Origin of the sequence: Magnetococcus marinus MC-1, assembly GCF_000014865.1 — a bacterium.
GTDB lineage: Bacteria > Pseudomonadota > Magnetococcia > Magnetococcales > Magnetococcaceae > Magnetococcus > Magnetococcus marinus.
This window is the reverse complement of sequence record NC_008576.1, coordinates 277501-299914: the sequence shown is the minus strand read 5'-3', so window position 1 is coordinate 299914 and position 22414 is coordinate 277501. Positions and strand designations below refer to the sequence as shown.

Here is a 22414-nt window from a genome sequence, read left to right as displayed (position 1 = left end):
GTGATCATCCCACCCGCTCTGCCGTATAACTCAATGTATCTGCTGATATTGCGCAGTTAAACCGGTCTCATCCTTAATCAGACGCACCACATCCTCGGCGTCCCATTTATCCTTAAAAGGACCCACCATAATGTTGAAACGGCTACGTTCACCCTGACCGACCATCTTCATCCGTGCAGGGATGTTTTTATGCAGCAGGTTTTCCAACACCAAAGTACCGTTCTGCTGACTACCAAAGGCACCCACCAGAACAATATAGTCGCCCTCTGCTGCGGTGCTCGGCGCATTTACAGGCAACCGACGACCCGACTCACCGCATGTTTTAAGACGTGTTTGCGCATCAGGCACCACCTCAGGATATTGGGTCACCCGTAACATGCCCTGAATGCCTGTGCGCCGAGCCACCCAATCCCGCAGTTGCTGGGCCTGGGTGGTGGTGCTGTATGGCCCCGCGATCACTTGGATCTGGGGGGGACGCATATCTGGCTGCTTGCGACACCAAACCTGTTGCAAACCGATCTTTTGCACCGCTAAGTGTGTCGCCACAGCCTCATCCTGACGGCTGGTGCTCGCTAATAACACCGTATGCAGACCATGGGCAACGGTGACCACAGGAGGCACATTTTGCCCTCCCTCGGTGGGCATCGCCACGTTCTTACTCCACCCCTCTTGCGGAGGATGAAACATGAATAACATTAAAGCCAGCAGCCCGAAAATGCGTAACCAACTTGATGATTGATCCATGATTTCAATCGCTTCAATTTTCTGTAGAGATCCGATATTGGGCGAGGATAAACCGGTAAAATCGACACGGAATAGCGCACCCATGTCTCTCTTTGAGCAAGGCCAGTGCCAAGGGCAAATCTCTTCAAAGGGGGTGGCACAGGAGGTATGAAAAGCGCACTCGGTGGGACACCAGCAGGGCTGCTTGGTGCCGTCTTAACAAATGGGTGGCGACTCTATGCTTTGGTGATGAAAATATTTTGCGTGGGATCGGTGGGTATCATGAGTATGCCATTTTCTCGTGATACCGGCCCAACACCTCTAAAAGGATCCGTTTAGATACGGGCTTTGCCATATGCAGATCACAACCCGCCGCTTTTAACTTTTCGGCCTCTTCGGCCATGGCGTGGGCCGTTAGAGCAATGATGGGGATTCGCGACTGCCCTTGTTGCTGTTCAAGCAAACGGATCTGCCGGGTGGCCGCATAGCCATCCATAATGGGCATCTGAATATCCATAAGAATAAGATCCGGGGGCGTGTCAGCCTGCATAACGTACTCAACAGCCTCTTTCCCGTTGTACACCGTACTAATTTGATAGGATGTCTTTTTTAAAAAAGCTTGAATTAAAAAGATATTATCTGGACTATCGTCCACCAGTAAAATATGCATGGGCAGAGTACCCCCCTGGCCCGATGTTACCGCTGACCGGGGTCTTTTACTGAGCTCTGTCACGATTTGTTCGCACAGAACATCCTGCATCAGACTCTCTGGCAAAAAGCGCACCCCCAACTGGTTAAGCTGTTTTAGCAGGGCGGGATCATAACAGCGCCCATAAACCAGAACGGGGATTTCATGCAGACTTTGTTCGGATCGAATCGTGTTTATGAGCTCCAGCGGGTTGGTTTTATCCTCTTCATGGTAATGGATAATCATCATATCGGTCGTTGCTAAAACCGCATCCCCCTGAATGGCACAGTTGGCCAACGTCATGGACTGGTTACAGCTACGTACCTTTGCCCCCCGCTCCTTGAACATCTCCTCAATGTAGAGCGTGCTGATGGGGTGGGTATGCCAGATCACCATATGGTAGCCCGTCAATCCCCGCTCCACTTTAAGCGATTGGATCTGCTCGGCCGGTGCAACCGTTAGCGGCAACGTTAAGGTAAAGGTGCTGCCCTTGCCCGCTCTACTACTTAAACTGACCGAACCTTGCATCAAGGCAACCAGCTTTAAACAGATCGCCAAACCTAAGCCAGTACCACCTTGTTGGCGCTGGTTGGAGGAATCAACTTGATGAAACGCCTTAAAAATCGCTTCTTGCTCCGATTGTTCAATACCTATGCCCGTGTCGACCACGTGAATCACCAGTTGATCTTCCTTATTGGCATGGGCGCGCGTGGTGACCAATGTCGCAATGGTGCCAGATTGGGTAAATTTAACCGAATTTCCTAAAAAATTGATTAAAATCTGGCGGATGCGTGCCTGATCTCCAAGAAGAATGGTTGGCACAGCAGGATCTATGTAGACAATCTGGTTAAGGCCCTTCTCTTGGGCGCGAAACAGAATGACTTGGTTGGCGTCATGGATAATACGGTGCAAATGAAAAGGCGCAACCGCGACCTCCATACGCCCGGCCTCCACCTTGGAAATATCTAGGATATCGTTGATCAGTTGCAGCAAATTTTGACCTGAAGAACGGCAGATGGAGAGATAGTTACGCTGGATGGTGGTCAGTTCCGTCTCTTCCAATAGCTCGGTCATACCCATAATGGCATTCATGGGGGTGCGAATTTCATGACTCATGACCGCTAAAAAGTCACTTTTCGCTCGATTGGCTTTTAAGGCTTCATCACTGGCAATTCTCAAGGCAATTTCTGAACGCCGACGCTGTACAAATTTTCCGACTTCGTTGGCAACCGTTTGAAGTTGCCGCACATCATTTTGATTATAATCTTCTGCTTTGTTGCCCACCCCCATGACCATACGTACATTGTTACCCTCGATTACCGGTACACTCAGGTGACGAAAAAAAGTAAAACGATCTGCGGAAACCTCTTGATCATCCTGAAAATTTGGTTTGTTATTTTGGATGATCGGTTTTTCCCGCGCGGCCCAATCGGTTAAAACGCCCGCTTGGTTGAGAAAAACAAGCGCATCATCCAGGGCATGACCCAGCGCCATGCGGGGGTGGTTCCAGGTAACCCGTGTGAGCGTCTCTTGATCACTATGTACCATATGCAGGTAACCAACCTCACTTTGGGTTAGGGATACCACAATGCCAAGGCCACGGTCACACAGCTCTCGTTCACTTAAATGCGAGGCTTCTTCATTGAGTTTGAGCAACTGTCTAAGGTGCTCTTCATTGTTTTTGCGATATGTTATGGCGATCTGTAGTTCATCCAACAGATGCGAAAAGGCGGCGAATAACGCACCCAACTCATCCATAACCCTATGGCTTGGCCGATGTTTTACATCTCCCTGTTGAATGCGTTGGATACCCTTGTGCAAGCGGTTCAAGGGTTCTAACAGGCGGGTATAGAAAAAGAGTATGGCGAGCACTGCATAGAGAATCAAAGCAAACAGAAACAGGCCAAACTGAAACAGTACCCCCTCGTAAGAGGAGCCGGCGGTTTTTTCTGCTGCATCGTTGCTTATATTGGTCAACTCTCCCAAGCGCGTTTGCAATTCGGCAATGCGGATGGAAATTTGCGACATTTGTAACAGATACAGGCGCTGCTGAGCTTGGTAAGCATTTCCTTCTAAAGGGCCAATTTTAAAGCCTTCGGTTACGCGCTCAAACAGCTGGTGTAAATTTTGTAGGCTATGTTGGATCCCTTGAACATAGGATTGCACAGGGGTAAGTTGCGCCGCATTTTTTTCCAAAAACTGCTCAAGCATCCTATATAAACTGAGCCATTGCTGTTCTGCGCGGATCTCGCGCTGCAAGAGCACTTCATTGGTCAACAGAGCCAACCGGTAGCCCTGGTCCGTGATCTGACTTATGATGTTTTGTCGTTGAAACAGGGCCGTTACCTCCCCATAACTCACGGAAAACGACCAGATACCCGCAGCAAGAATGGCTGATCCTGAGAAACCAAAAAGAAAAACAATTGAGCGTATGTTCATCAACCCATACCGTTCATGGTGTTATGGTTACCATGGATGGAGCCACTTTTTTTAAAGGTCCCGGACTCATGATTTGCAAATAATTATCCATTCGTCTGCTCAGTCCCACGCTACTTAGCCAGCGAGCTTCGGCCTCTAACATGGTTAGGAGGGATTGGGGTAGTGTGACCGCCAGGTGATAATCAGCCAGCGCCTTTTCTAACAGAGCGGGAGGGAGTGCAAACAGCCCAGCCATATAGGCGACACCCTCTTGGGGATTGGCCTTAAACCACGCCTCGGCCTGAGTTAAAGCCAGCATAACCCGCTCGGCTTTGAGAGGGTTTTTTTGCAACCAAGACTCAAGCCCCATAAGCACATAATAATAATCTTGCTCGGGTTGCCCATCAAACGACACCACCCGATCCCCAAGCTGACCTTCTATCTGTTGCACCAGTGGAGGCCATATCATGACGCCATCCACCTCCCCCTGGGCCAAACGGGCTGCCATTTCTTGAGGTTTTAAATCAACCCGCTGGATCGCTTGCTGGTCTAACCCATTAAGGGCCAATAAGCGCTCAAGAAAATATTCACCGTTGGTACCCAAGCGTACCCCTATTTTTTTACCCTTTAAATCTACCGCAGAACGGATACCCTTTTCTTTGAGGGCAATCAGTTTCATCTGGTGCACAAAGGCCAAGGTACCCAGCACCCGTAAATCTGCCTGGGTGTTGACCATACGTAGCGCAAGGAACTCTGTGGCGGCAGCCAGATCTGCCTGACCATTGAGTAGGGACTCACCCGCTACTTTACCCGTCGCGGCGGGTATAAGCGTGACCTCTAGACCCGCTTTTTGAAAGAACCCCTTGTCATGTGCCAGCCATACCAAGGTGGGGGAGAGCGTCTTCGAAGCCGCAATGCTTAATGTCCCCACAGGATCCAGCGCACCTGGCGTTTTATGGTAGGTGTAATAAACGCTGCCGGTCACAACCGCAACCAGCACCAACGCAACACGCAGCAAACGTCTCTCCATGGTCGTCTCCTTGCACGGCTGCTATTGACTCAACTGACGCATTATCATTACTCCAATATTTGTGGCACAGCACGGCCTTACTGTGCTTACATGGGTAGTGTAATATAGCTCAACCAGTATGAAATATCCATTTTTTGAGCCTGTGTTCGCAACTTAAACCCTTAGAAAACCAGTTGATCCCTGTTCTTATTATCTTTATGCCACTAAGTCACAAAATTTTACATTTCAATGATTTTTGTATCTATATTCATTTTTATATCCCTTTTATTGGTTTTCGTTCTACAGCACAACCCTTTCCAGTGGATTGCATTGCGTCATTTAACGGCCTGTGCCCATAGCTACGGCCTGCCTTGTTTGGCAAAGGCCATCCACCAAGACCCTCTTTAGGCCAAAGCAAATTTGGGTTTTTTGTCTGGCAACACCAAAGGGGGCGATACACAAAAAGCCGCTACCGACACACTTTTGCGTGATGCACCGTTTACAGCCTATCTATCATTATGCTTTTAACTCTTAGCATGCTCTTGACCATCTGACGAATCTTACATACAATAAACGGAATATGTTGAAGTGCTTCAGGACTATGTTTTGATACCTAGTTTGCTTTGATGAGGGGTCTACTCATGGATACCGATGGTGCGCGTAAAAGGCATGCCGTAGAGGCTTTAAAGCAGAGCTTACTGGATCTTGATCAATTTATGGCCGAGCACCAAGATGGACTTGAGCAGCTGGTGGTGGACCATGAAAATGGTTTGGCTAGGCTTCTGAAAAAGCGCCATATGTTGAAAGAGATGATGGCGATTATTGCTTAGCCAAAGCTGCCTGACAGGATGCTACCATCGCGGTAGCGTCGGGGCACTCTTGGCCCAATGCGGGTCAGGATTTCGTATGGAATGGTTTTAAGTTCGGTTGCCCAGTTTTCCAGGGTGATTTCAGCATTGTGTTGTTTTCCCAGTAGTACCGCTTCATCCCACTGTTTGACCTCACCTTGAAGATCGCTAATATCCACGGCGATTTGATCCATGCAGACGATCCCCACCACGGGGCAGTGTTGGCCTGCGATCAACACGGAACCTTTATTACTCCACAGGCGGTTATAGCCATCGGCGTAGCCGACGGGCAGTTGTGCGATACGGGTAGGGCGTGTGGCGGTAAAGGTGTGGCCGTAGCCAAGGGATTTACCTTTTTCCAGGGTGTGAATGCGTTGGATATGGGTGACCCAGCGCACCACGGGTTGCAATCCTTCGTTGGCGGCATTGGTATGGGGAAAGAAGGGGGAGGCTCCGTAGATCATAATACCGGGGCGTACCCATTGGTAGTGGGCGTTGGGGTGGCCGAGGATGGTTGCGGAGTTGGCTAGGGAGAGTTGGGCTTGTGTTTGTTTAACCAGGGGGTGTTCAAGTATGGGGCTTAAGGTCGCCAACTGGGCATTGGTGATGGGGGAGTGACGGTCATCGGCACAGGCCATATGAGAAACCAGGCCGGCCAATTTAAGTTCGGGCATATGGGCGAGTTGATCTAATAGGCTCGGCACGTGTTCGGGGTGGTAACCGAGGCGGGCCATGCCGCTATCTATTTTGATATGCACGGAGATTGGGCCGTAGCATTTGGCGGCTTGCCACAGAGCGTTTAGGTTGATTTCGTCACTGAGGAAGGGTTCAACACGGGCGCGGATGGCGCGTTCTTCTAGACCGGGGTAGAGTCCTGAGAAGAGCATGATGCGTTTATTAATTCCGGCGGTGCGCAGTTGTTCGGCCTCTTCGACCAGGGCCACGCAGAAGCCGTCGGCCTCTTCTTCGAGGGTGTGGGCGACGGCGATGGCGCCGATGCCGTAGCCGTCGGCTTTGATGACGGGAAAGTGGGCGACTTGGGGTCCGGTAGCGGTGCGGGCTTGGCGGAGGTTATGGCGTAGGGCGGCGAGGTCGATTTCCAACCATGTGGGGCGATGGGTCCATTGCATAGGGTTTGCGGTGGTGTATGCCAGGGTTGGAGGTAGCATTCTTTTTTTCCCTATGGGCTTTGGGTGTTTTGGCAGGTTGTGGGGAGTTGTTTTCTGTCTCCTCCCTGGGTTTTGTTTTTGATCTTTTGACTTTTTTGCGTTTTCCCCCTGCTTACGCACCCAATGGTATGGCTTTTAAATGATTAAAAAAAGGTTTGAGGGGGGTCTGGGGGGAGAAGTTCTCTGTCTTCCCCCAGGGTTTTGCTTTTGATCTTTTGACTTTTTTGCGTTTTCCCCCTGCTTACGCACCCAATGGTATGGCTTTTAATGATTAAAAAAAGGTTTGAGGGGGGTCTGGGGGGAGAAGTTCTCTGTCTTCCCCCAGGGTTTTGCTTTTGATCTTTTGACTTTTTTGCGTTTTCCCCCTGCTTACGCACCCAATGGTATGGCTTTTAAATGATTAAAAAAAGGTTTGAGGGGGGTCTGGGGGGAGAAGTTCTCTGTCTTCCCCCAGGGTTTTGCTTTTGATCTTTTGACTTTTTTGCGTTTTCCCCCTGCTTACGCACCCAATGGTATGGCTTTTAATGATTAAAAAAAGGTTTGAGGGGGGTCTGGGGGGAGAAGTTCTCTGTCTTCCCCCAGGGTTTTGCTTTTGATCTTTTGACTTTTTTGCTTTTAGGCTCGCCCTTCGCTAGGGGAGCTTACAGGCCGTTTTTTTGGCCTGTAAGCGACCAGCGAGCCAGCCTTTTAATCCCCTCTGGGGGGTCCCTTGAGGCTTTTTTCAAGGGATCGCCCAGAGGGGATGCCCAATGCCCCAGCGGGGGTTAGGTCTAGGCTGTGGTTGGGGAATGTATCGGTTTTACTCCCCCAGCAGCGGCTGGGTGCCCAGGTTTTTACTCCAGCCACCATGTGCCCAACCGCCCGCCACGCTGGCGCGTGACATCGCTACCCTACGCCCCGTACCGCGCCCCTACAAAACCCCTGCTCTCTTAAAAAAATCCCTGCACCCTTGCTCCGTCGGTACGGGGCTTAAAAAATAAAAAGATCAAAAGATTTAAAAGTCAAAAGATCTCAGGGCTTCGCCCCGAACCCCACTGGGCGCTGCCCAGACCCGGCAGGGCGCCGCCCTGCACCCGCTGGGTGGGCAAGCAGAGCTTCCCCCCAGACCCCCCAATCCCTTTTAATAATGAAACTCCCTGGACATAAAGGCACTCAAGACCCCTCGAATATTGCTCCATCGGTACGCCGCTTTACAAAAGATCAAAAGATTTAAAAGTCAAAAGATCTCAGGGCTCCGCCCCGAACCCCACTGGGCGCTGCCCAGACCCGGCAGGGCGCCGCCCTGCACCCGCTGGGCGGGCAAGCAGAGCTTCCCCCCAGACCCCCCAATCCCTTTTAATAATGAAACTCCCTGGGCATAAAGGCACTCAAGACCCCTCCATTGCCACGCTCAAATCACCCTCTATACCTCCACCAACCTAATACTCCTGCCGATTGGCAAAATTCTCAAAACGGGTAAACTGATTCTGAAACGCTAACTTAACCACACCAACCGGACCATTCCGCTGCTTGGCAATAATAACCTCAGCCTTGCCCTTTAAATCAATATCCTCCCGCTTGTAATACTCCTCACGAAAAACAAACATCACCACATCCGCATCCTGCTCAATACTACCCGACTCCCGCAAATCCGATAAAATAGGCCGCTTGTCCGGCCTCTGCTCCACCGAACGCGATAACTGCGACAATGCAATCACCGGTACCGACATCTCCTTGGCAATCGCCTTTAACCCCTGACTAATCTGCGAAATCTCCTGAACCCGATTATCCGTGTTGCTGCTCCCCCGCATCAACTGTAAATAGTCCACCACTATTAACTTTAACCCCTTGTCCCGCTTTAACCGTCGCGCCTTCGCCCGCAACGCCGTAATGGAAATCGCCGGCGTATCATCAATATAGATGGGAGCCTCCGACAATAACGTCGCCGTGTTGGTTAATTTTTGATAATCACTCGTCGCAATCTTGCCAATCCGCATCGCCTGCGCATCCATCCTCGCCTCAGAGGCTAACATACGCATCGCTAACTGCTCCTTAGACATCTCCAACGAAAAAACCCCCACCGCCTCCCGATGATGCAACGCCGCATTGGCCGCTATGTTCATCGCCAACGCCGTCTTGCCCATGGATGGACGCCCCGCCAAAATAATCAAATCCGACGGCTGACACCCCGCCAACTGCTGATCCAAATCAATAAATCCCGTGGCTACCCCCGTCACAGCCTTCTGCTGCTCCATAAGCAGCTCAATTTTCTCAAAAACCGGGACCATAATCGAACGCATATCATGATAAGTCGAACGACGGCTATCCTTGGACTCCCCCAACTGAAAAATCTTCTGCTCCGCCTCCTCCAAAATCTGATCCACCGGCGCTTCACTGGTGTGACACCGCTCCACCACCTCCGTCGCCGTCTGCGCCAAACCCCGTAATAACGCCTTGTCCCGCACCATGCGCGCATACGCCTTGGCGTTGGCCGCTGTGGGTACCGTATTCAACAACTCCGCCAGATAAACCGGACCCCCCACCGAATCCAACTCATCCGAACGCTCTAAATATTGACGAATAACCACCGGATCCAGCGGCTCGCCCCGCTCCAACAGATCCAACATCGCTTGATAAATCTTACGATGCGCACCCATGTAAAAATCATCGACATCCAGGGCATCCGCCACCGAATCCATGACATGGTTATCCAGTAAAATCGCCCCCAAAACCGACTGCTCCGCCTCACGCGACCATGTGGCCCGCTTCTTCGGCGCATCCGGATCCTGCCCCAGCGGCGAACCACTGTTTAACGGCTCCATCGCCATCGCTTGCCCATGCAAACCAGCCTCATGCAGCCCCTCCTCAGCATAGAATGGCTCATCCATAGGGGGGGGCGCTTCGTCCCTAAACGGGGGGCTCTCTTCCATGCTCTACCTTCTCTCTCAATGACGGTAACCCCCCTACGCAAAAAACCATGCAATAGGTTGGCTATCCGTTTTACAATGGGCCGCTCAATCATCGCCCTTTCCATTGTAAGCCAAGCGACTGCATAAGCAAATGGCCCAAGAAAATCCTAAAAAAACGACAAAAACCAAGCTGCACGGCGGTCACCGTGACCGGCTGCGCAATCGCTTTGCCCAAGAGGGCTTAGACGGCTTTGAAGATCATCAAATTTTGGAATTGGCCCTGTTCTACGCCCTGCCCCGCCGCGATACCAACCCCATCGCCCACCGCCTCATGCAACGCTTTGGCTCTCTCTCCGCCGTGATGGAGGCCGACCCCGTGGATTTAGCCACGGTCGAAGGTATGGGCGAAACCGCCGCACTCTTTATTACCATGCTGCCCGCCCTCACCCGACGCTACCAACATGATGCCGCCACACGCAATAAAACCCCCCTAAACCGTGCCGATAACGTGCGTGACTACCTTGTGCCCTTAATGGCCGGACGTACCGAAGAGGTCTTTTATGTGCTCTGCCTCGATGCCCAGTGTCGGCTGCTCTTTCCGGCCCTCGTCACCGAAGGCACCATACGCCAAGCCCACGTGCACCCCAGACAAGTGGTCGAGTTGGTCATACGTCACAAAGCCGCCCATGTTATTTTGGCCCACAACCACCCCTCGGGTAATCCCAAAGCCTCGCAGGATGACATCTTGCTAACCAGCCATTTAATGCAGGCGCTCAATCCCATTGATGTGCAGGTGCTGGATCATCTGATTATTGCAGGAGAGAAGGTTTTTAGTTTTGCCAGCGCAGGCATGATGCCCAAACAACGGGTTCGCTAAACCAAGTATCTACAAGCCGTTATCTCGGCTATTTCCTGAACAAACCAACAGCAGCCCTATTTACCACGCACGGCAATACGGTAGCTCTCTTGGATGGGATGATTCTGTAAATAGTGGTTGGCCTGCGCCTGTAGGGCGGCGTTCCAGGTGGCTAAAATATAATGATCTTCGGTCAATAAAGGGGTGTTGTTCAACGCCAGTGGCACCGTTTCGTGCCAACCTAACGCAATGATCTCATCCGTCAAAAACAGAATGCGATTAAGGGGATTCTGAAACCGCTCCCGCAACCAATGGACCTTTTGCGGGATCCCCTCCACGCTCTCCACATAGTGGATCACCGCTCGGGGAAAACGTCCCCGTGCCAGCTCCGCTGCAAGGCTCTGTTTGACCACCACCAGTTTGATGCGCCCATTGTTAATATTACGTTTTTCAACCAGCTTTTGCGCATCCTCACTCTCAAAACTGCCCAACATTAGCCCGGTATCCAAATAAGCATTGCTCAAATAGAACTGCTCATCGCGCTCTTCTGTGTAGGCTATGTGACCCTCCGCCACATCGGCAATACCAAATCGCACAGCATCCAATAACGCATCCACCGACTTCATCTCAACAAACAGCACCTCACCCTCAGCCCGATCTTGCCGTGCTATCCCGCGCCCCAACTCGGGGATAATGCCTTCCCAACGCCCGGTTGTGCGATCCAGATGGGCGACATTACCCGACCCCTCATGCAGCGCCATACGTAGTACCCGCCCAACTTCAAAAAGCTCATCAACCCCACGCCCCCCCACAGGCGCTAAACCCGCCGGACGGGGGGTCAAAACCGCCAGTACCACCTGACAGCGGTTGTTACCCTTAGCCCCATGTAAATCCAACGTACTGACCCGCCAATAGGCAGGATCTTTGACCGATGCCTCTCTGCGCATGGTCTGCATAATCCGGCCCCGAACGGCCTCTCGTACGCGCAAATCATCTCTATCCGGTGCAGGACCGTACAAGGGCATGCAAACCTCAAAAGAGACCTCTAGCCCCGTGTCGCTCAATAGGCTGGTTACCTCACCCACCTTCACTTTAAACAGGGGCATCATACGCACGCCCAACCCAAACAGCAGCAGCAGAGCTACGCCTACTACAAATCGCGTCAAAAGACGATCCAGGCGGTGCGAAATGGGCGGTGTCTCAGTAACCATAACTTAGTGCTGGTTTGGATTAGGCACACACTGGGCACGACGCGCCATGGCTTGTACCATGCAACTCTCCATACTGGGATAGATACAGTGCACCCGCCACTTTTCAGCAATACAGTAGGGAGCCCCGCCGACGGGTTTAAGCATACCGTTTTGATTTAACTTGCACTCTCCATGGCTGCCCGCCGCCGCCGCCATACAGGCAGTAAACGAAGCATACACACAATGTATGCCCGCATCCCCATGTAGACAGTACAACCCCTGCCCGGCCCGTGCCTGGGGAACGATCCCCACCAACAGGGCCATAACCAACCCCACCAGGGTTAATGGACGCATCTCTCTACTCCTTTAGCGTTGGTAAAACGGCCTTACCCGCAACCGCCCTCAACCCCCAACAAATGCGGTGGCATCAATCTCCACCTTAACCCCTTTTGGCAACTTCGCCACCTGCACCGTAGCCCGCGCAGGAAAGGGTTCTGACAAGTAGGAAGCATAAATTTCGTTGACCGTGGCAAAGTCATCCATATCGGCCAAAAAAATTTGACACTTCACCACATCTTTAAACCCTCCCCCAGCCGCCTCTAAAATTGCCGCCAAATTCTGCATAACGCGATGGGTCTCTGCCCCCACATCGCCCTGCCCCACCACCACACCCGTAGTGGGATCTAAGGCAATCTGACCCGAAATATAGAGCCAACCATTCTGTTGAATGGCCTGACTGTATGGCCCAATCGCTTGGGGAGCGTGGGGGGTAGCAATGGCAATTTTTTGGTGCATGGGATTCCTCTTAACAAAACCGTTGGTCCAATTTGGGGCAGCAAGCTCGGGCCATAGAACCCCCAACGTACGCCTATTTTAACCCATTTATAGAAGTGACCTAGGCATTCATACGATCCACACTCCGCACCTCGGGTACAGAACGCAGGTTCGCCAAAACACGCTCTAGGTGGTCATGATTGATGACTTCTACTTCCAAAACCACCATGCAGGGATCGCGGTCGCGATCCTGCACATGCACATCCAACAGATTCGCCTTGGCCTCGGTAATCACCTGACTGATGGGGGTAAGCAGACCACGCCGATTACTCACCATAGCACGAATGCGCGCCGTGTGAGCCAGTAGCTTATCCCCACCCCAATTAATATCCTCTACCCAGCGCTCCGGTTGATCTTCCATACTCTTGAGGTTGTTGCAACTGATGCGGTGTAGCGTAATGCCCCGCCCTGTATTGATAATACCCACCACCACATCCCCCGGTAGGGGACTGCAACAGCGGGCCGCTTGCACGGCGATACCCTCCAACGCCCCAGTGAGCGCCAGTTTATCTCCGCGTCTCTCTACCCCGGCCCGTGCTACTTGGTTCTTACGCTCGGTAAACGCTGGCGCACTGCCCGGAAAGAGCTTGTGCACCACCTGTAAGGCCGAAACCCGCGAGATACCGATGTTATAGTAAAGATCATCAATATTTTCACAGCGGAAGGTTTCCAGCACAACACGTAGCTGTTTTTCTGTGATGGAACTACCTACCTTGCGCCCCTCACGTTCCAGTATCTCCCGACCCAGACCAATGGATTGCTGGCGCTGCTTCTCTTTGACAAAGCGGCCTATCCAATATTTGGCCTTGGAGGTCACCACAAACTGCAACCAGTTGGGGTTGGGCTCGCGATTTTTACCCGTGATAATGGAGATGGTATCCCCCGTCACCAAAGGGGTTTTTAGCGGTACAATACGGCCATTGATTTTAGCCCCCTGACAGCTATTACCCACTTGCGAGTGTACCGCATAGGCAAAATCAACCGGTGTTGCTTTACTGGGTAGGGTGATAATTTCTCCATTTGGCGTAAAGACATAAATCTCTTCTGGAAAGAGATCAAAGCGCACGTTCTCCACAAACTGACCTGGATCATCCACGCTCTCTTGTAGGGCCAGTAGATCTTTTAACCACGCATAACCGGTGGTGCTGTTGCCACCCCCCCCTTTACCCTTGTAGCTCCAGTGCGCCGCCACCCCGCTTTCGGCAATCTGGTGCATTTTTTCGGTACGTATCTGTATCTCAATTCGGTTGCCAAAGGGACCAAATACCACCGTGTGCAGCGACTGATAACCGTTGCGTTTGGGGATGGCCACATAATCTTTAAAACGCCCGGGGATCGGCTTAAATTCGCTGTGGATCATACCCAGCGTTCGATAACAATCCTCTTTATTCGGAACAATAATGCGGTACGCAATCAGATCAAACATATCGTCTAGGGTGATCTGTTTGCGGTTAATCTTGCTCCACACCGAATAAAGATGCTTTTCGCGACCAAACACTTGACCCTGAATATGGTGGCTGACCAGCTTATCTCCCAAAATGGCGATCACCTTCTGCACCACATCCTCACCACCCTTGCGACGCTCTAACACCTTGGCGCGAATGGCGTCATACTGCCCCGGCCACTGCATGCGGAAGGCCAGATCCTCCAACTCATTTTTCAGCCAATAGACCCCCAACCGGTGGGCTATGGGCGCATAGATCTCCATTACCTCGTGGGAGAGATTCGCCACCGATGCCACCGGACCCATGCGCATGGCCAAACGCAATTGGTGCAAACAAAGCACCAAGCGAATCAATATTACCCGAATATCCTTGGCCATGGCCAAAACCAGCTTACGAAAACCTTCCGCCTGATTTTCATCCCGCACCAAAATCGTGCCGTGATGAATCTCACCAATCATCTCCCCCACACTGCGGGGGGTCGGTGGCCCATCCTCCAGCGATGCTCCCTCTTCGGGTTCCTCGATGGTCGTCTCTTTTTGTTTTTTTTCAGGGGTACGTAAGGAGAGCAGGGAAATACGGGAGATACCCTCTAGCAAAAAGGCAATATCATCGCCAAAACGTTGTTTGACGGTATCCAGCTCAAAGCGTCGCTGGCTGTATGGGTGGACCAACAGCGCACAGGCTAGAGAGGCAACATCCATGCGCATTTTTAAGAGGGTTTTGGCAATAACCAGGGGATGAATCGGGGAGTCTCTATCTATTGTCTCGGCGGGCCATTGAATCTCCTCAAACAGATCCACAACCCTTTTCAGCGGTGACAGGTCGGCCTCAGCATGATAGCTGATAACACCCTCATAGATGGTATCCCACCCTTGCAAGCCGCAACCCCCCTTATGGTTGGTATGGTGTTGCAATTACGCTGGCGCACCACTCAAGTCACACAAATGGGGCTTGGTTTTCCAAGCCCCATTACTCAGCAACGAACAGTGCTTCAGAAACCCAGATCCTCGGCTTCATCCAAACCCAAGCCCAGGTCATCTTCTTCACCCTGTAGATCATTGGCAGCATCGCCATCGGCAAGATCGTCAGAAACAGCAAGATCGGCTATTTCAAAGCGAATCACCTCATCCACCACCTCTTCTTCGACTACCGTCTCTTCCATACGACGCAGATCATCCATATTTAACTTGGACTCGGCAATCTCACGCAGAGCAACCACGGTATTTTTATCACGATCCACTGAAACCTCGGGCTCAGCACCCTTGGCCAGCTGGCGGGCCCGCTTGGCGGCCAAAATCACCAACTCAAAGCGGTTGGAAACATGTTGTACACAATCATCAACGGTAACGCGTGCCATCGGCTTCTCTCTTTAAGCTTGCTGCTGTAGCATTGCTTGAAAAGCATAATGTGGTTAGCGGCCTATGTAGCCTAACCACCCTATGCAAAGGTTTTCAAGATAGGTTGAATTGTAGCCTGCATGCGCCCCCGCCGCAATCTTTCTGCCACAAGCACCGCAGAAAGTTCTACCTTCGCTTGGGCCAGATCATCGTTTACCACCACATAGTCAAACTCATCCCAGTGGGAAAACTCGGCGGCGGCTTGCTGCATGCGTTTTTGAATCACCTCTTCGCTGTCGGTCTTACGGCCCCGTAAACGGATCTCTAATTTATCCTGCGCGGGCGGTGCAATAAAGATACTCACCACATCATGGGCGTCCATATTGTCACGTATTTGCCGTGCACCCTGCCAATCAATATCTAGCAGCACCACATGGCCTGCTTCAATATGCTCCTTAACAAACCCACGATCCGTGCCATAATAGTTACCGAATACCTCGGCCCACTCCAGAAAGCAGCCCTGCTCGATCCGTGTTTCAAATCTGTTTTTATCCACAAAAAAATAGTGGGTACCCTCTTCTTCACCTGGCCGCGCACCCCGTGTGGTGGTCGAGACCGAAAGGGCTATATTAGGCTGGGTTGCCATCAAATGGCGGGTCAAGGTGGTCTTGCCCGTGCCGGATGGTGCCGAAACAATCAGGGCAAAGCCCCTGGTCTGTAACATGCGCGAATCCCCCCCTACTCCAGATTTTGTACCTGCTCCCGGATCTTCTCGATGGCTACTTTCATATCCACACCAATACGGGAAATGGTCGGATCTTGGGGTTTGGAGCAGAGGGTGTTGGACTCCCGATTAAGCTCCTGGCAAAGAAAATCTAAACGCCGCCCCACTGGCTCACTGAGCTCTAACGTGTCACGCATCTCACGAATATGGATCGAAAGACGCTCCAACTCCTCTGATACATCCACCTTGGTCAGCAAATAGCCCACCTCTTGCGCCATGCGCGCGGGATCGGCAGGATTTTCTGCAATCTGCGCCAACTTTTCGTGCAGACGCTTCTCCAAAATCTCCCGCACTCTGGGTAGATCCGCCTCGATCTGCTGGGCCAACTGCTCCAGCTCGTGTAGGCGCTCCAAAATACCCTGCGCCAGCGCGGCCCCTTCGCGACCACGAAACTGGGTCATCTCCTCACAAGCAGACTCAAGCAAGCTGTCCGCTTGGTGCCAAATCTCTTCCAACTGCTGGCTATCCCACGCAACGGGCAACTCCTTGAGCACCCCAGGCCAGGAGAGCAGCCGATCCATACTGAGCTCACCACGGTGAGAGCCATCCAGTTCGCGCATGTTCTTCTCAGCCGCCAGGATCTGACCAAGCCGTTCCCGATCAAGCTGCATTTTAACCTGACTGGGGCCATCCTGCTGCATGGTCAGTGTCGCCTCCACCGAACCACGCGCAAAGTGCCCCCGTAGACGTTGGCGAAACCGTGGCTCCGCATCCAAAAAGAGATCGGGTAGACGCAGATTCATCTCTAAAAAGCGTTGGTTGACACTGCGCAAACGCCAAGCAAGACGCATGCCCTGCACGCTCGCTTCGCTCCGACCAATGCCGGTCATACTGTTGGGCATAACCACTCCTACTGATCTTCATGGGAGACCTATCCGCCACCCCTGCTTGCGCCCTGGAACCGGTTTACTCAGATCGCACGTATGGACCAGTGTGGGGTCTAACCGAACCGACAAACATGGTTGCACAAATGGCAAAAGGGGCGCCTTGAGCAGGCGCCCCTCCAGTCCGACAAAAGAGGCGGTGCAGTTAGCCGTGAATCGCTTCGTGCTTAGCCAGCAACTCTTCTTCGCTCTCAACATGGTCGGGGTCCTGCTCGATGCACTCTACCGGGCAGACCGAGACGCACTGAGGCTCATCAAAAGAACCTTTACACTCAGAGCAGAGGTCAGGATGAATATAATAGATGTCGGAGTCTACATCAGAACCATCGGTGATGGCCTCATTGGGACACTCAGGCAGACAAACATCACAGTTGGTGCAATCTTCATTGATAATCAGAGCCATTACGTTGTTCCTCTCAGAAAAAAGGATTCTATCCTCACAGGTCGCCCTTCGCATGCTAGTTAACAGACTTGGCACGCCTTGGCAAGAAAAACCGTACACGCACACCTGTTTAGCGGTATAACCGCGTTTAGGTGAGAACGCCTCCCACTTACGGAAACATCGGCAAACTGTCAAGCGCCGTTGTTTCATCCCATCCGGTCATCAGGTTAAAGTTCTGTACCGCAGCCCCAGAAGCACCCTTAACCAGATTATCGATAACTGAAACGATGATCAACCATCCACTACGTAGATCTTCTGTCACGCCCATATGGCAAGCATTACTGCCGCGCACATCGGAGGTGGCCGGCATATCCCCATGGGGTAACACCGTCACAAAAGGCTCATCCCGGTAGCGTGTCATTAAAGTATCCCGCACCCGTTGTGCATTCACCCCACTTGTTGGGCGTAGATAGCAGGTCGAAAGTATACCACGGCTTTGAGGCAAAAGGTGGGGGGTAAAACGTATTTTAATCTCTTTCCCCGCTGCCAAAGCCAAATTTTGCTCCATCTCTGGGATATGCCGGTGTGCCTCTACTTTATAGGCTTTAAATCCTTCTGACAACTCAGCAAACAGCGTGCCCTGCGCAGGAGAACGCCCCGCCCCACTCACACCCGACTTACTATCCGCAATGACCAGTGCTGGATCAATCATGCCCTCTTGTAAGAGCGGAAAGAGCGGCAGCTGCACCGAGGTTGGATAACAGCCAGGGTTCGCCACCAAGTTGGCCCCTTTGATGGATTCACGAAACAGTTCGGGCAACCCATAAGCCGCCTGTGGCAGCAGTTCCGGGGCCAAATGTTGTGTACCATACCAATGGGCATAGGTCTCGGCGCTTTTAAGCCGGAAGTCGGCGGATAGATCCACCACCTTAGCCCCCCGCTGTAACAGCTCTGGCACCACCTCCATGGAGGTGACATGGGGCAAGGCACAGAAGATAAAGTCCGCCGCCTCGCAAGCCTTTTTAGCATCCATGGGTTGGCAGATCAAATGTCCCACCGCTTGAAGATGGGTATAGACCTTGGCAATGGATTGACCCGCAAACCGTTCGGAGCTCACAAAGCTCAACTCAGCGCCAGGGTGTCGATGCAATAACCGGATAAGTTCACCACCGGTGTAACCAGTTGCGCCCAAGATGGCAACCCGCAGGGTGCGACCCATGTTTCCAATCCTCAACCATCAGAGGGTAAAAAAAGGCACATTCTCTACCCCTTTACCCTAGGATGTAAACCCAAAAAAAAGAGGAGGGCCCCATAAGGAGCCCCCCTCTTTATAAAACCCCATCTCAACAGGCTTAACGCTTGGAGAACTGGGTGCTCTTACGTGCCTTGTGGCGACCGTACTTTTTACGCTCAACGGTACGCGCATCACGGGTTAGAAAACCCGCTTTTTTCAGGGCCGGACGCAGCGCTTCATCATAATCCACCAGCGCTTTGGAAATACCGTGCTTGATGGCCCCGGCTTGACCCGATACCCCACCGCCATGCACATTGACCAATACGTCAAACTTATTTTCCATCTCGGTGACGGAGAAGGGCTGGTTTACCACCATACGCAGCACAGGACGGCCAAAATAGACATCCATCGGCTTTTGGTTGATGGTCACTTTACCGCTGCCAGGCACGATGCGTACACGGGCCACAGACTCTTTACGCTTACCAGTGGCATTGAAGGTTTCTTGAGCCATGATCTCTCTCCCTTAACCCAATTTCAGTTCTTCAGGCTGTTGTGCCGTATGCGGATGCTCAGACCCTTTATACACATTCAGCTTACGAAACATTTGACGGCCCAAGACATTTTTGGGCAGCATGCCTTTAATCGCTTTCTCCAGCACCCGCTCGGGGTGGTTGCCAGAAAGCTCTTTATCGGCGGTAATGGATTTTAGGCCACCAGGAAACCGAGAATGCCAGTAGTAGACCTTATCGTTGCGCTTGTTGCCGGTAAAACGCACCTTCTCCGCATTGACGATGATGATGTTATCACCACAATCCATGAACGGCGTATAGGTAGGCTTATGCTTACCGCGCAGACGCTTGGCCACTTCCGATGCCAAACGACCCACCACCATATCGGTGGCGTCGATGACATACCATTTACGTTCAATTGTGCTTGGTTTTGCCACGAAACTTTTCACGGCGGTTCCTCCATTTTCTAATACACGAAAGCCGGAGCAATGGATGGCCCCGGCCCGGTTATTGTTATCATTGAGTTCACTCTTGCGTTGAACTCTTGGTGGTGCTTATACACCACCAGGATCTTTTAAACCAGAAAAAAGATCCAGATACTGGACGGTCATCCTCCCGCCCAGAAACTCAAAAAAGGCCAGATTGGCCTTTTTGATTATAAAGTTATAAGGATTTCCGGCGGTGTCCTACTTTCCCACGTCTTAAGACGCAGTATCATCGGCGCTAAGGGGCTTAACTTCCGAGTTCGGGATGGGATCGGGTGTGACTCCCTCGCTATCTCTACCGGAAATCCTTATCTTGAGGGCCATCACCATAGAGGGGGCCGATATGTTTGGTCCGAACCGGGTTTAACCGGGTGAGTTGGACAACTGAGGGGAATGGGCTGCGGCTGTGGTATATATAGAAGTCAGTGGATCGATTAGTACAGGTTAGCTGCATGGGTTACCCCACTTCCACATCCTGCCTATCAACGTGGTGGTCTTCCACGGATCTCATAGGGAAAATTCATCTTGAGGTGGGTTTCCCGCTTAGATGCTTTCAGCGGTTATCCCTTCCAAGCGTAGCTACCGGGCGATGCCGTTGGCACGACAACCCGAACACCAGAGGCTTGTCCACTCCGGTCCTCTCGTACTAGGAGCAGATCCTCTCAATTTTCCAAACGCCCACGGCAGATAGGGACCGAACTGTCTCACGACGTTCTGAACCCAGCTCGCGTACCGCTTTAATTGGCGAACAGCCAAACCCTTGGGACCAACTACAGCCCCAGGATGCGATGAGCCGACATCGAGGTGCCAAACCTCCCCGTCGATGTGAACTCTTGGGGGAGATCAGCCTGTTATCCCCGGAGTACCTTTTATCCGTTGAGCGACGACCCTTCCTCTCGGAATCGCCGGATCACTATGACCTACTTTCGTACCTGCTCGACTTGTCAGTCTCACAGTCAGGCTCGCTTATGCCATTACACTCTACGGTTGATTTCCGACCAACCTGAGCGAACCATCGTGCGCCTCCGTTACTGTTTGGGAGGCGACCGCCCCAGTCAAACTACCCACCATGCACTGTCCTGACGCCGGATAACGGCGCGCAGTTAGATACCAAAGAGAGCCAGGGTGGTATTTCAAGGGTGGCTCCACATGAGCTGGCGCTCACGCTTCAAAGCCTCCCACCTATCCTACACAAACTGTCTCTAGTACCAATGCAAAGCTATAGTAAAGGTTCACGGGGTCTTTCCGTCTTGCCGCGGGTATGCTGCATCTTCACAGCAAATTCAATTTCACTGAGCCTCTGATAGAGACAGCGGGGAAGTCGTTACGCCATTCGTGCAGGTCGGAACTTACCCGACAAGGAATTTCGCTACCTTAGGACCGTTATAGTTACGGCCGCCGTTTACTGGGGCTTCGATTCAGAGCTTGCACCCCTCCTCTTAACCTTCCAGCACCGGGCAGGCGTCAGACCCTATACTTCATCTTGCGATTTAGCAGAGTCCTATGTTTTTGGTAAACAGTCGCTCCCCCCTAGTCACTGCGGCCCCCTTCTGCTCCAGCCGTAAAGGCCTTCACATACAAGAGGCACCCCTTCTCCCGAAGTTACGGGGCAATTTTGCCGAGTTCCTTTACCAGAGTTCTCTCACACGCCTTAGAATTCTCATCCCACCCACCTGTGTCGGTTTGGGGTACGGTCTCTCATAACCTGAAGCTTAGAGGCTTTTCTTGGAAGCTTGGAATCAATCAGTTCGCCTAGTGGCTCCACATCACGCCTCAGTCTTAACAGTCCGGATTTACCTAGTCTGTCAACCTACACGCTTGTCCCGGGACTACCAACGCCCGGTAGATCTATCCTTCTCCGTCCCCCCATCGCAGTTATAAGAGGTACAGGAATATTAACCTGTTTCCCATCGGTTACGCATCGTATGCCTCACCTTAGGGGCCGACTAACCCTACGCGGAATAGCCTTGCGTAGGAAACCTTGGGTTTTCGGCGTCAAGGATTCTCACCTTGATTATCGTTACTCATGTCAGCATTCTCACTTCCGATACCTCCACCGCTCCTCTCGGTACGGCTTCAACGGCTTACGGAACGCTCTCCTACCATGCCTCGCGGCATCCATATCTTCGGTGCATACTTTGAGCCCCGTTATATTTTCGGCGCAGGACCACTCGACCAGTGAGCTATTACGCTTTCTTTAAAGGGTGGCTGCTTCTAAGCCAACCTCCTGGCTGTCAGGGCATTCCCACATCCTTTCCCACTTAAGTATGACTTGGGGACCTTAGATGATGGTCTGGGCTTTTTCCCTCTCGACTACGGACCTTAGCACCCGCAGTCTGTCTCCCGAACTATAACATGACCGGTATTCGGAGTTTGGTTAGGTTTGGTAAGGCTTTGGGCCCCCCTAGCCCATCCAGTGCTCTACCCCCGGCATGCCAATTCGAGGCACTACCTAAATAGTTTTCGGAGAGAACCAGCTATTTCCGAGTTTGTTTAGCCTTTCACTCCTACCCACAGTTCATCCCCCCATTTTTCAACATAGGTGGGTTCGGTCCTCCAGTGCGTGTTACCGCACCTTCAACCTGACCATGGGTAGATCACTCGGTTTCGGGTCTAATCTACGAAACTTAACGCCCTATTCAGACTCGCTTTCGCTTCGCCTACACTTTCGCTTAAGCTTGCTACGCAGATTAACTCGCTGACCCATTATACAAAAGGTACGCCGTCAGGC

Annotated in this window: 17 protein-coding genes, 2 rRNA genes and 1 pseudogene (1 of these 20 cut by a window edge); 2 read left to right on the top strand and 18 right to left on the bottom strand. The window is 52.1% G+C overall.

The window, feature by feature from the left end; genetic code table 11:
- Positions 1 to 30: 30 nt before the first annotated feature.
- The 3 genes from MMC1_RS01380 to MMC1_RS01370 all read right to left on the bottom strand — a co-directional run bounded on the left by MMC1_RS01380 (position 31) and on the right by MMC1_RS01370 (position 4859).
- A complete protein-coding gene (locus MMC1_RS01380) occupies positions 31 to 828 on the bottom strand; it encodes an SPOR domain-containing protein (protein WP_011711961.1) in 798 nt (265 codons plus the stop codon).
- Between the two features lie 175 nt (positions 829 to 1003).
- Entirely contained in the window at positions 1004 to 3850 is a 2847-nt protein-coding gene (locus MMC1_RS01375; protein WP_011711960.1) for a hybrid sensor histidine kinase/response regulator, read from the bottom strand.
- A gap of 13 nt (positions 3851 to 3863) precedes the next feature.
- Positions 3864 to 4859, bottom strand: a complete 996-nt coding sequence (locus MMC1_RS01370; RefSeq protein ID WP_011711959.1) for an ABC transporter substrate-binding protein — start codon at positions 4857 to 4859, stop codon at positions 3864 to 3866.
- Positions 4860 to 5479: 620 nt separating this feature from the next.
- On the opposite strand from MMC1_RS01370, the gene MMC1_RS01365 reads away from it, so the two are divergent.
- The gene (locus MMC1_RS01365) at positions 5480 to 5668 is read left to right on the top strand and encodes a hypothetical protein (protein ID WP_041640587.1); all 189 of its coding nucleotides are present in this window, start codon (positions 5480 to 5482) and stop codon (positions 5666 to 5668) included.
- Here MMC1_RS01365 and alr read toward each other — a convergent pair.
- A complete protein-coding gene (alr, locus tag MMC1_RS01360) occupies positions 5665 to 6855 on the bottom strand; it encodes an alanine racemase (RefSeq protein ID WP_011711958.1) in 1191 nt (396 codons plus the stop codon). The two genes, MMC1_RS01365 and alr, sit on opposite strands and share 4 nt — an antisense overlap.
- A 1418-nt stretch (positions 6856 to 8273) precedes the next feature.
- Entirely contained in the window at positions 8274 to 9764 is a 1491-nt protein-coding gene (gene dnaB, locus MMC1_RS01355) for a replicative DNA helicase (RefSeq protein WP_227665290.1), read from the bottom strand.
- A 130-nt stretch (positions 9765 to 9894) separates the two neighbouring features.
- Between dnaB and radC the strand changes: the two genes are divergently transcribed.
- Positions 9895 to 10620 (top strand): RadC family protein, encoded by a 726-nt coding sequence (gene radC / locus MMC1_RS01350; RefSeq protein WP_011711956.1) that lies wholly within the window; start codon positions 9895 to 9897, stop codon positions 10618 to 10620.
- 56 nt (positions 10621 to 10676) lie between these two features.
- On the opposite strand, the gene MMC1_RS01345 is transcribed toward radC, so the two are convergent.
- The 13 genes and pseudogenes from MMC1_RS01345 to MMC1_RS01285 all read right to left on the bottom strand — a co-directional run.
- Positions 10677 to 11765, bottom strand: a complete 1089-nt coding sequence (locus MMC1_RS01345; protein ID WP_160162643.1) for a substrate-binding periplasmic protein — start codon at positions 11763 to 11765, stop codon at positions 10677 to 10679.
- A 48-nt stretch (positions 11766 to 11813) separates the two neighbouring features.
- Entirely contained in the window at positions 11814 to 12143 is a 330-nt protein-coding gene (locus MMC1_RS01340; protein ID WP_011711954.1) for a DUF3551 domain-containing protein, read from the bottom strand.
- Positions 12144 to 12191: 48 nt separating this feature from the next.
- Complete coding sequence (locus MMC1_RS01335; RefSeq protein ID WP_011711953.1) at positions 12192 to 12584, bottom strand: Rid family detoxifying hydrolase; 393 nt, start codon at positions 12582 to 12584, stop codon at positions 12192 to 12194.
- Between the two features lie 100 nt (positions 12585 to 12684).
- Entirely contained in the window at positions 12685 to 14946 is a 2262-nt protein-coding gene (locus MMC1_RS01330; protein WP_011711952.1) for a RelA/SpoT family protein, read from the bottom strand.
- Between the two features lie 302 nt (positions 14947 to 15248).
- A pseudogene (gene rpoZ, locus MMC1_RS22470) lies at positions 15249 to 15425 on the bottom strand (DNA-directed RNA polymerase subunit omega); the annotation flags it as partial.
- Between the two features lie 80 nt (positions 15426 to 15505).
- Entirely contained in the window at positions 15506 to 16129 is a 624-nt protein-coding gene (gene gmk / locus MMC1_RS01320) for a guanylate kinase (RefSeq protein ID WP_011711950.1), read from the bottom strand.
- Positions 16130 to 16143: 14 nt separating this feature from the next.
- Entirely contained in the window at positions 16144 to 17031 is an 888-nt protein-coding gene (locus MMC1_RS01315; protein ID WP_011711949.1) for a YicC/YloC family endoribonuclease, read from the bottom strand.
- A 187-nt stretch (positions 17032 to 17218) separates the two neighbouring features.
- Entirely contained in the window at positions 17219 to 17476 is a 258-nt protein-coding gene (locus MMC1_RS01310) for a YfhL family 4Fe-4S dicluster ferredoxin (RefSeq protein WP_011711948.1), read from the bottom strand.
- 148 nt (positions 17477 to 17624) lie between these two features.
- Positions 17625 to 18674, bottom strand: coding sequence for an N-acetyl-gamma-glutamyl-phosphate reductase (gene argC / locus MMC1_RS01305; protein WP_011711947.1), 1050 nt, complete (start codon positions 18672 to 18674; stop codon positions 17625 to 17627).
- A 133-nt stretch (positions 18675 to 18807) separates the two neighbouring features.
- Complete coding sequence (gene rpsI / locus MMC1_RS01300; RefSeq protein WP_011711946.1) at positions 18808 to 19200, bottom strand: 30S ribosomal protein S9; 393 nt, start codon at positions 19198 to 19200, stop codon at positions 18808 to 18810.
- A 12-nt stretch (positions 19201 to 19212) separates the two neighbouring features.
- Entirely contained in the window at positions 19213 to 19647 is a 435-nt protein-coding gene (gene rplM / locus MMC1_RS01295) for a 50S ribosomal protein L13 (RefSeq protein ID WP_011711945.1), read from the bottom strand.
- Between the two features lie 224 nt (positions 19648 to 19871).
- Positions 19872 to 19986: ribosomal RNA gene (gene rrf / locus MMC1_RS01290) — 5S ribosomal RNA — on the bottom strand.
- A 110-nt stretch (positions 19987 to 20096) separates the two neighbouring features.
- A 23S ribosomal RNA gene (locus tag MMC1_RS01285) occupies positions 20097 to 22414 on the bottom strand (it continues 553 nt past the right edge of the window).

Bases quoted from the DNA above. Each gene is read 5' to 3' on its own strand.
- rpsI (WP_011711946.1), bottom strand. From the start codon at position 19,200: ATGGCTCAAGAAACCTTCAATGCCACTGGTAAGCGTAAAGAGTCTGTG.
- alr (WP_011711958.1), bottom strand. From the start codon at position 6,855: ATGCTACCTCCAACCCTGGCATACACCACCGCAAACCCTATGCAATGG.
- MMC1_RS01335 (WP_011711953.1), bottom strand. From the start codon at position 12,584: ATGCACCAAAAAATTGCCATTGCTACCCCCCACGCTCCCCAAGCGATT.
- radC (WP_011711956.1), top strand. From the start codon at position 9,895: ATGGCCCAAGAAAATCCTAAAAAAACGACAAAAACCAAGCTGCACGGC.
- MMC1_RS01365 (WP_041640587.1), top strand. From the start codon at position 5,480: ATGGATACCGATGGTGCGCGTAAAAGGCATGCCGTAGAGGCTTTAAAG.
- gmk (WP_011711950.1), bottom strand. From the start codon at position 16,129: ATGTTACAGACCAGGGGCTTTGCCCTGATTGTTTCGGCACCATCCGGC.
- MMC1_RS01375 (WP_011711960.1), bottom strand. From the start codon at position 3,850: ATGAACATACGCTCAATTGTTTTTCTTTTTGGTTTCTCAGGATCAGCC.
- MMC1_RS01315 (WP_011711949.1), bottom strand. From the start codon at position 17,031: ATGCCCAACAGTATGACCGGCATTGGTCGGAGCGAAGCGAGCGTGCAG.
- MMC1_RS01310 (WP_011711948.1), bottom strand. From the start codon at position 17,476: ATGGCTCTGATTATCAATGAAGATTGCACCAACTGTGATGTTTGTCTG.
- MMC1_RS01370 (WP_011711959.1), bottom strand. From the start codon at position 4,859: ATGGAGAGACGTTTGCTGCGTGTTGCGTTGGTGCTGGTTGCGGTTGTG.
- MMC1_RS01380 (WP_011711961.1), bottom strand. From the start codon at position 828: ATGGGTGCGCTATTCCGTGTCGATTTTACCGGTTTATCCTCGCCCAAT.
- dnaB (WP_227665290.1), bottom strand. From the start codon at position 9,764: ATGGAAGAGAGCCCCCCGTTTAGGGACGAAGCGCCCCCCCCTATGGAT.
- argC (WP_011711947.1), bottom strand. From the start codon at position 18,674: ATGGGTCGCACCCTGCGGGTTGCCATCTTGGGCGCAACTGGTTACACC.
- MMC1_RS01340 (WP_011711954.1), bottom strand. From the start codon at position 12,143: ATGCGTCCATTAACCCTGGTGGGGTTGGTTATGGCCCTGTTGGTGGGG.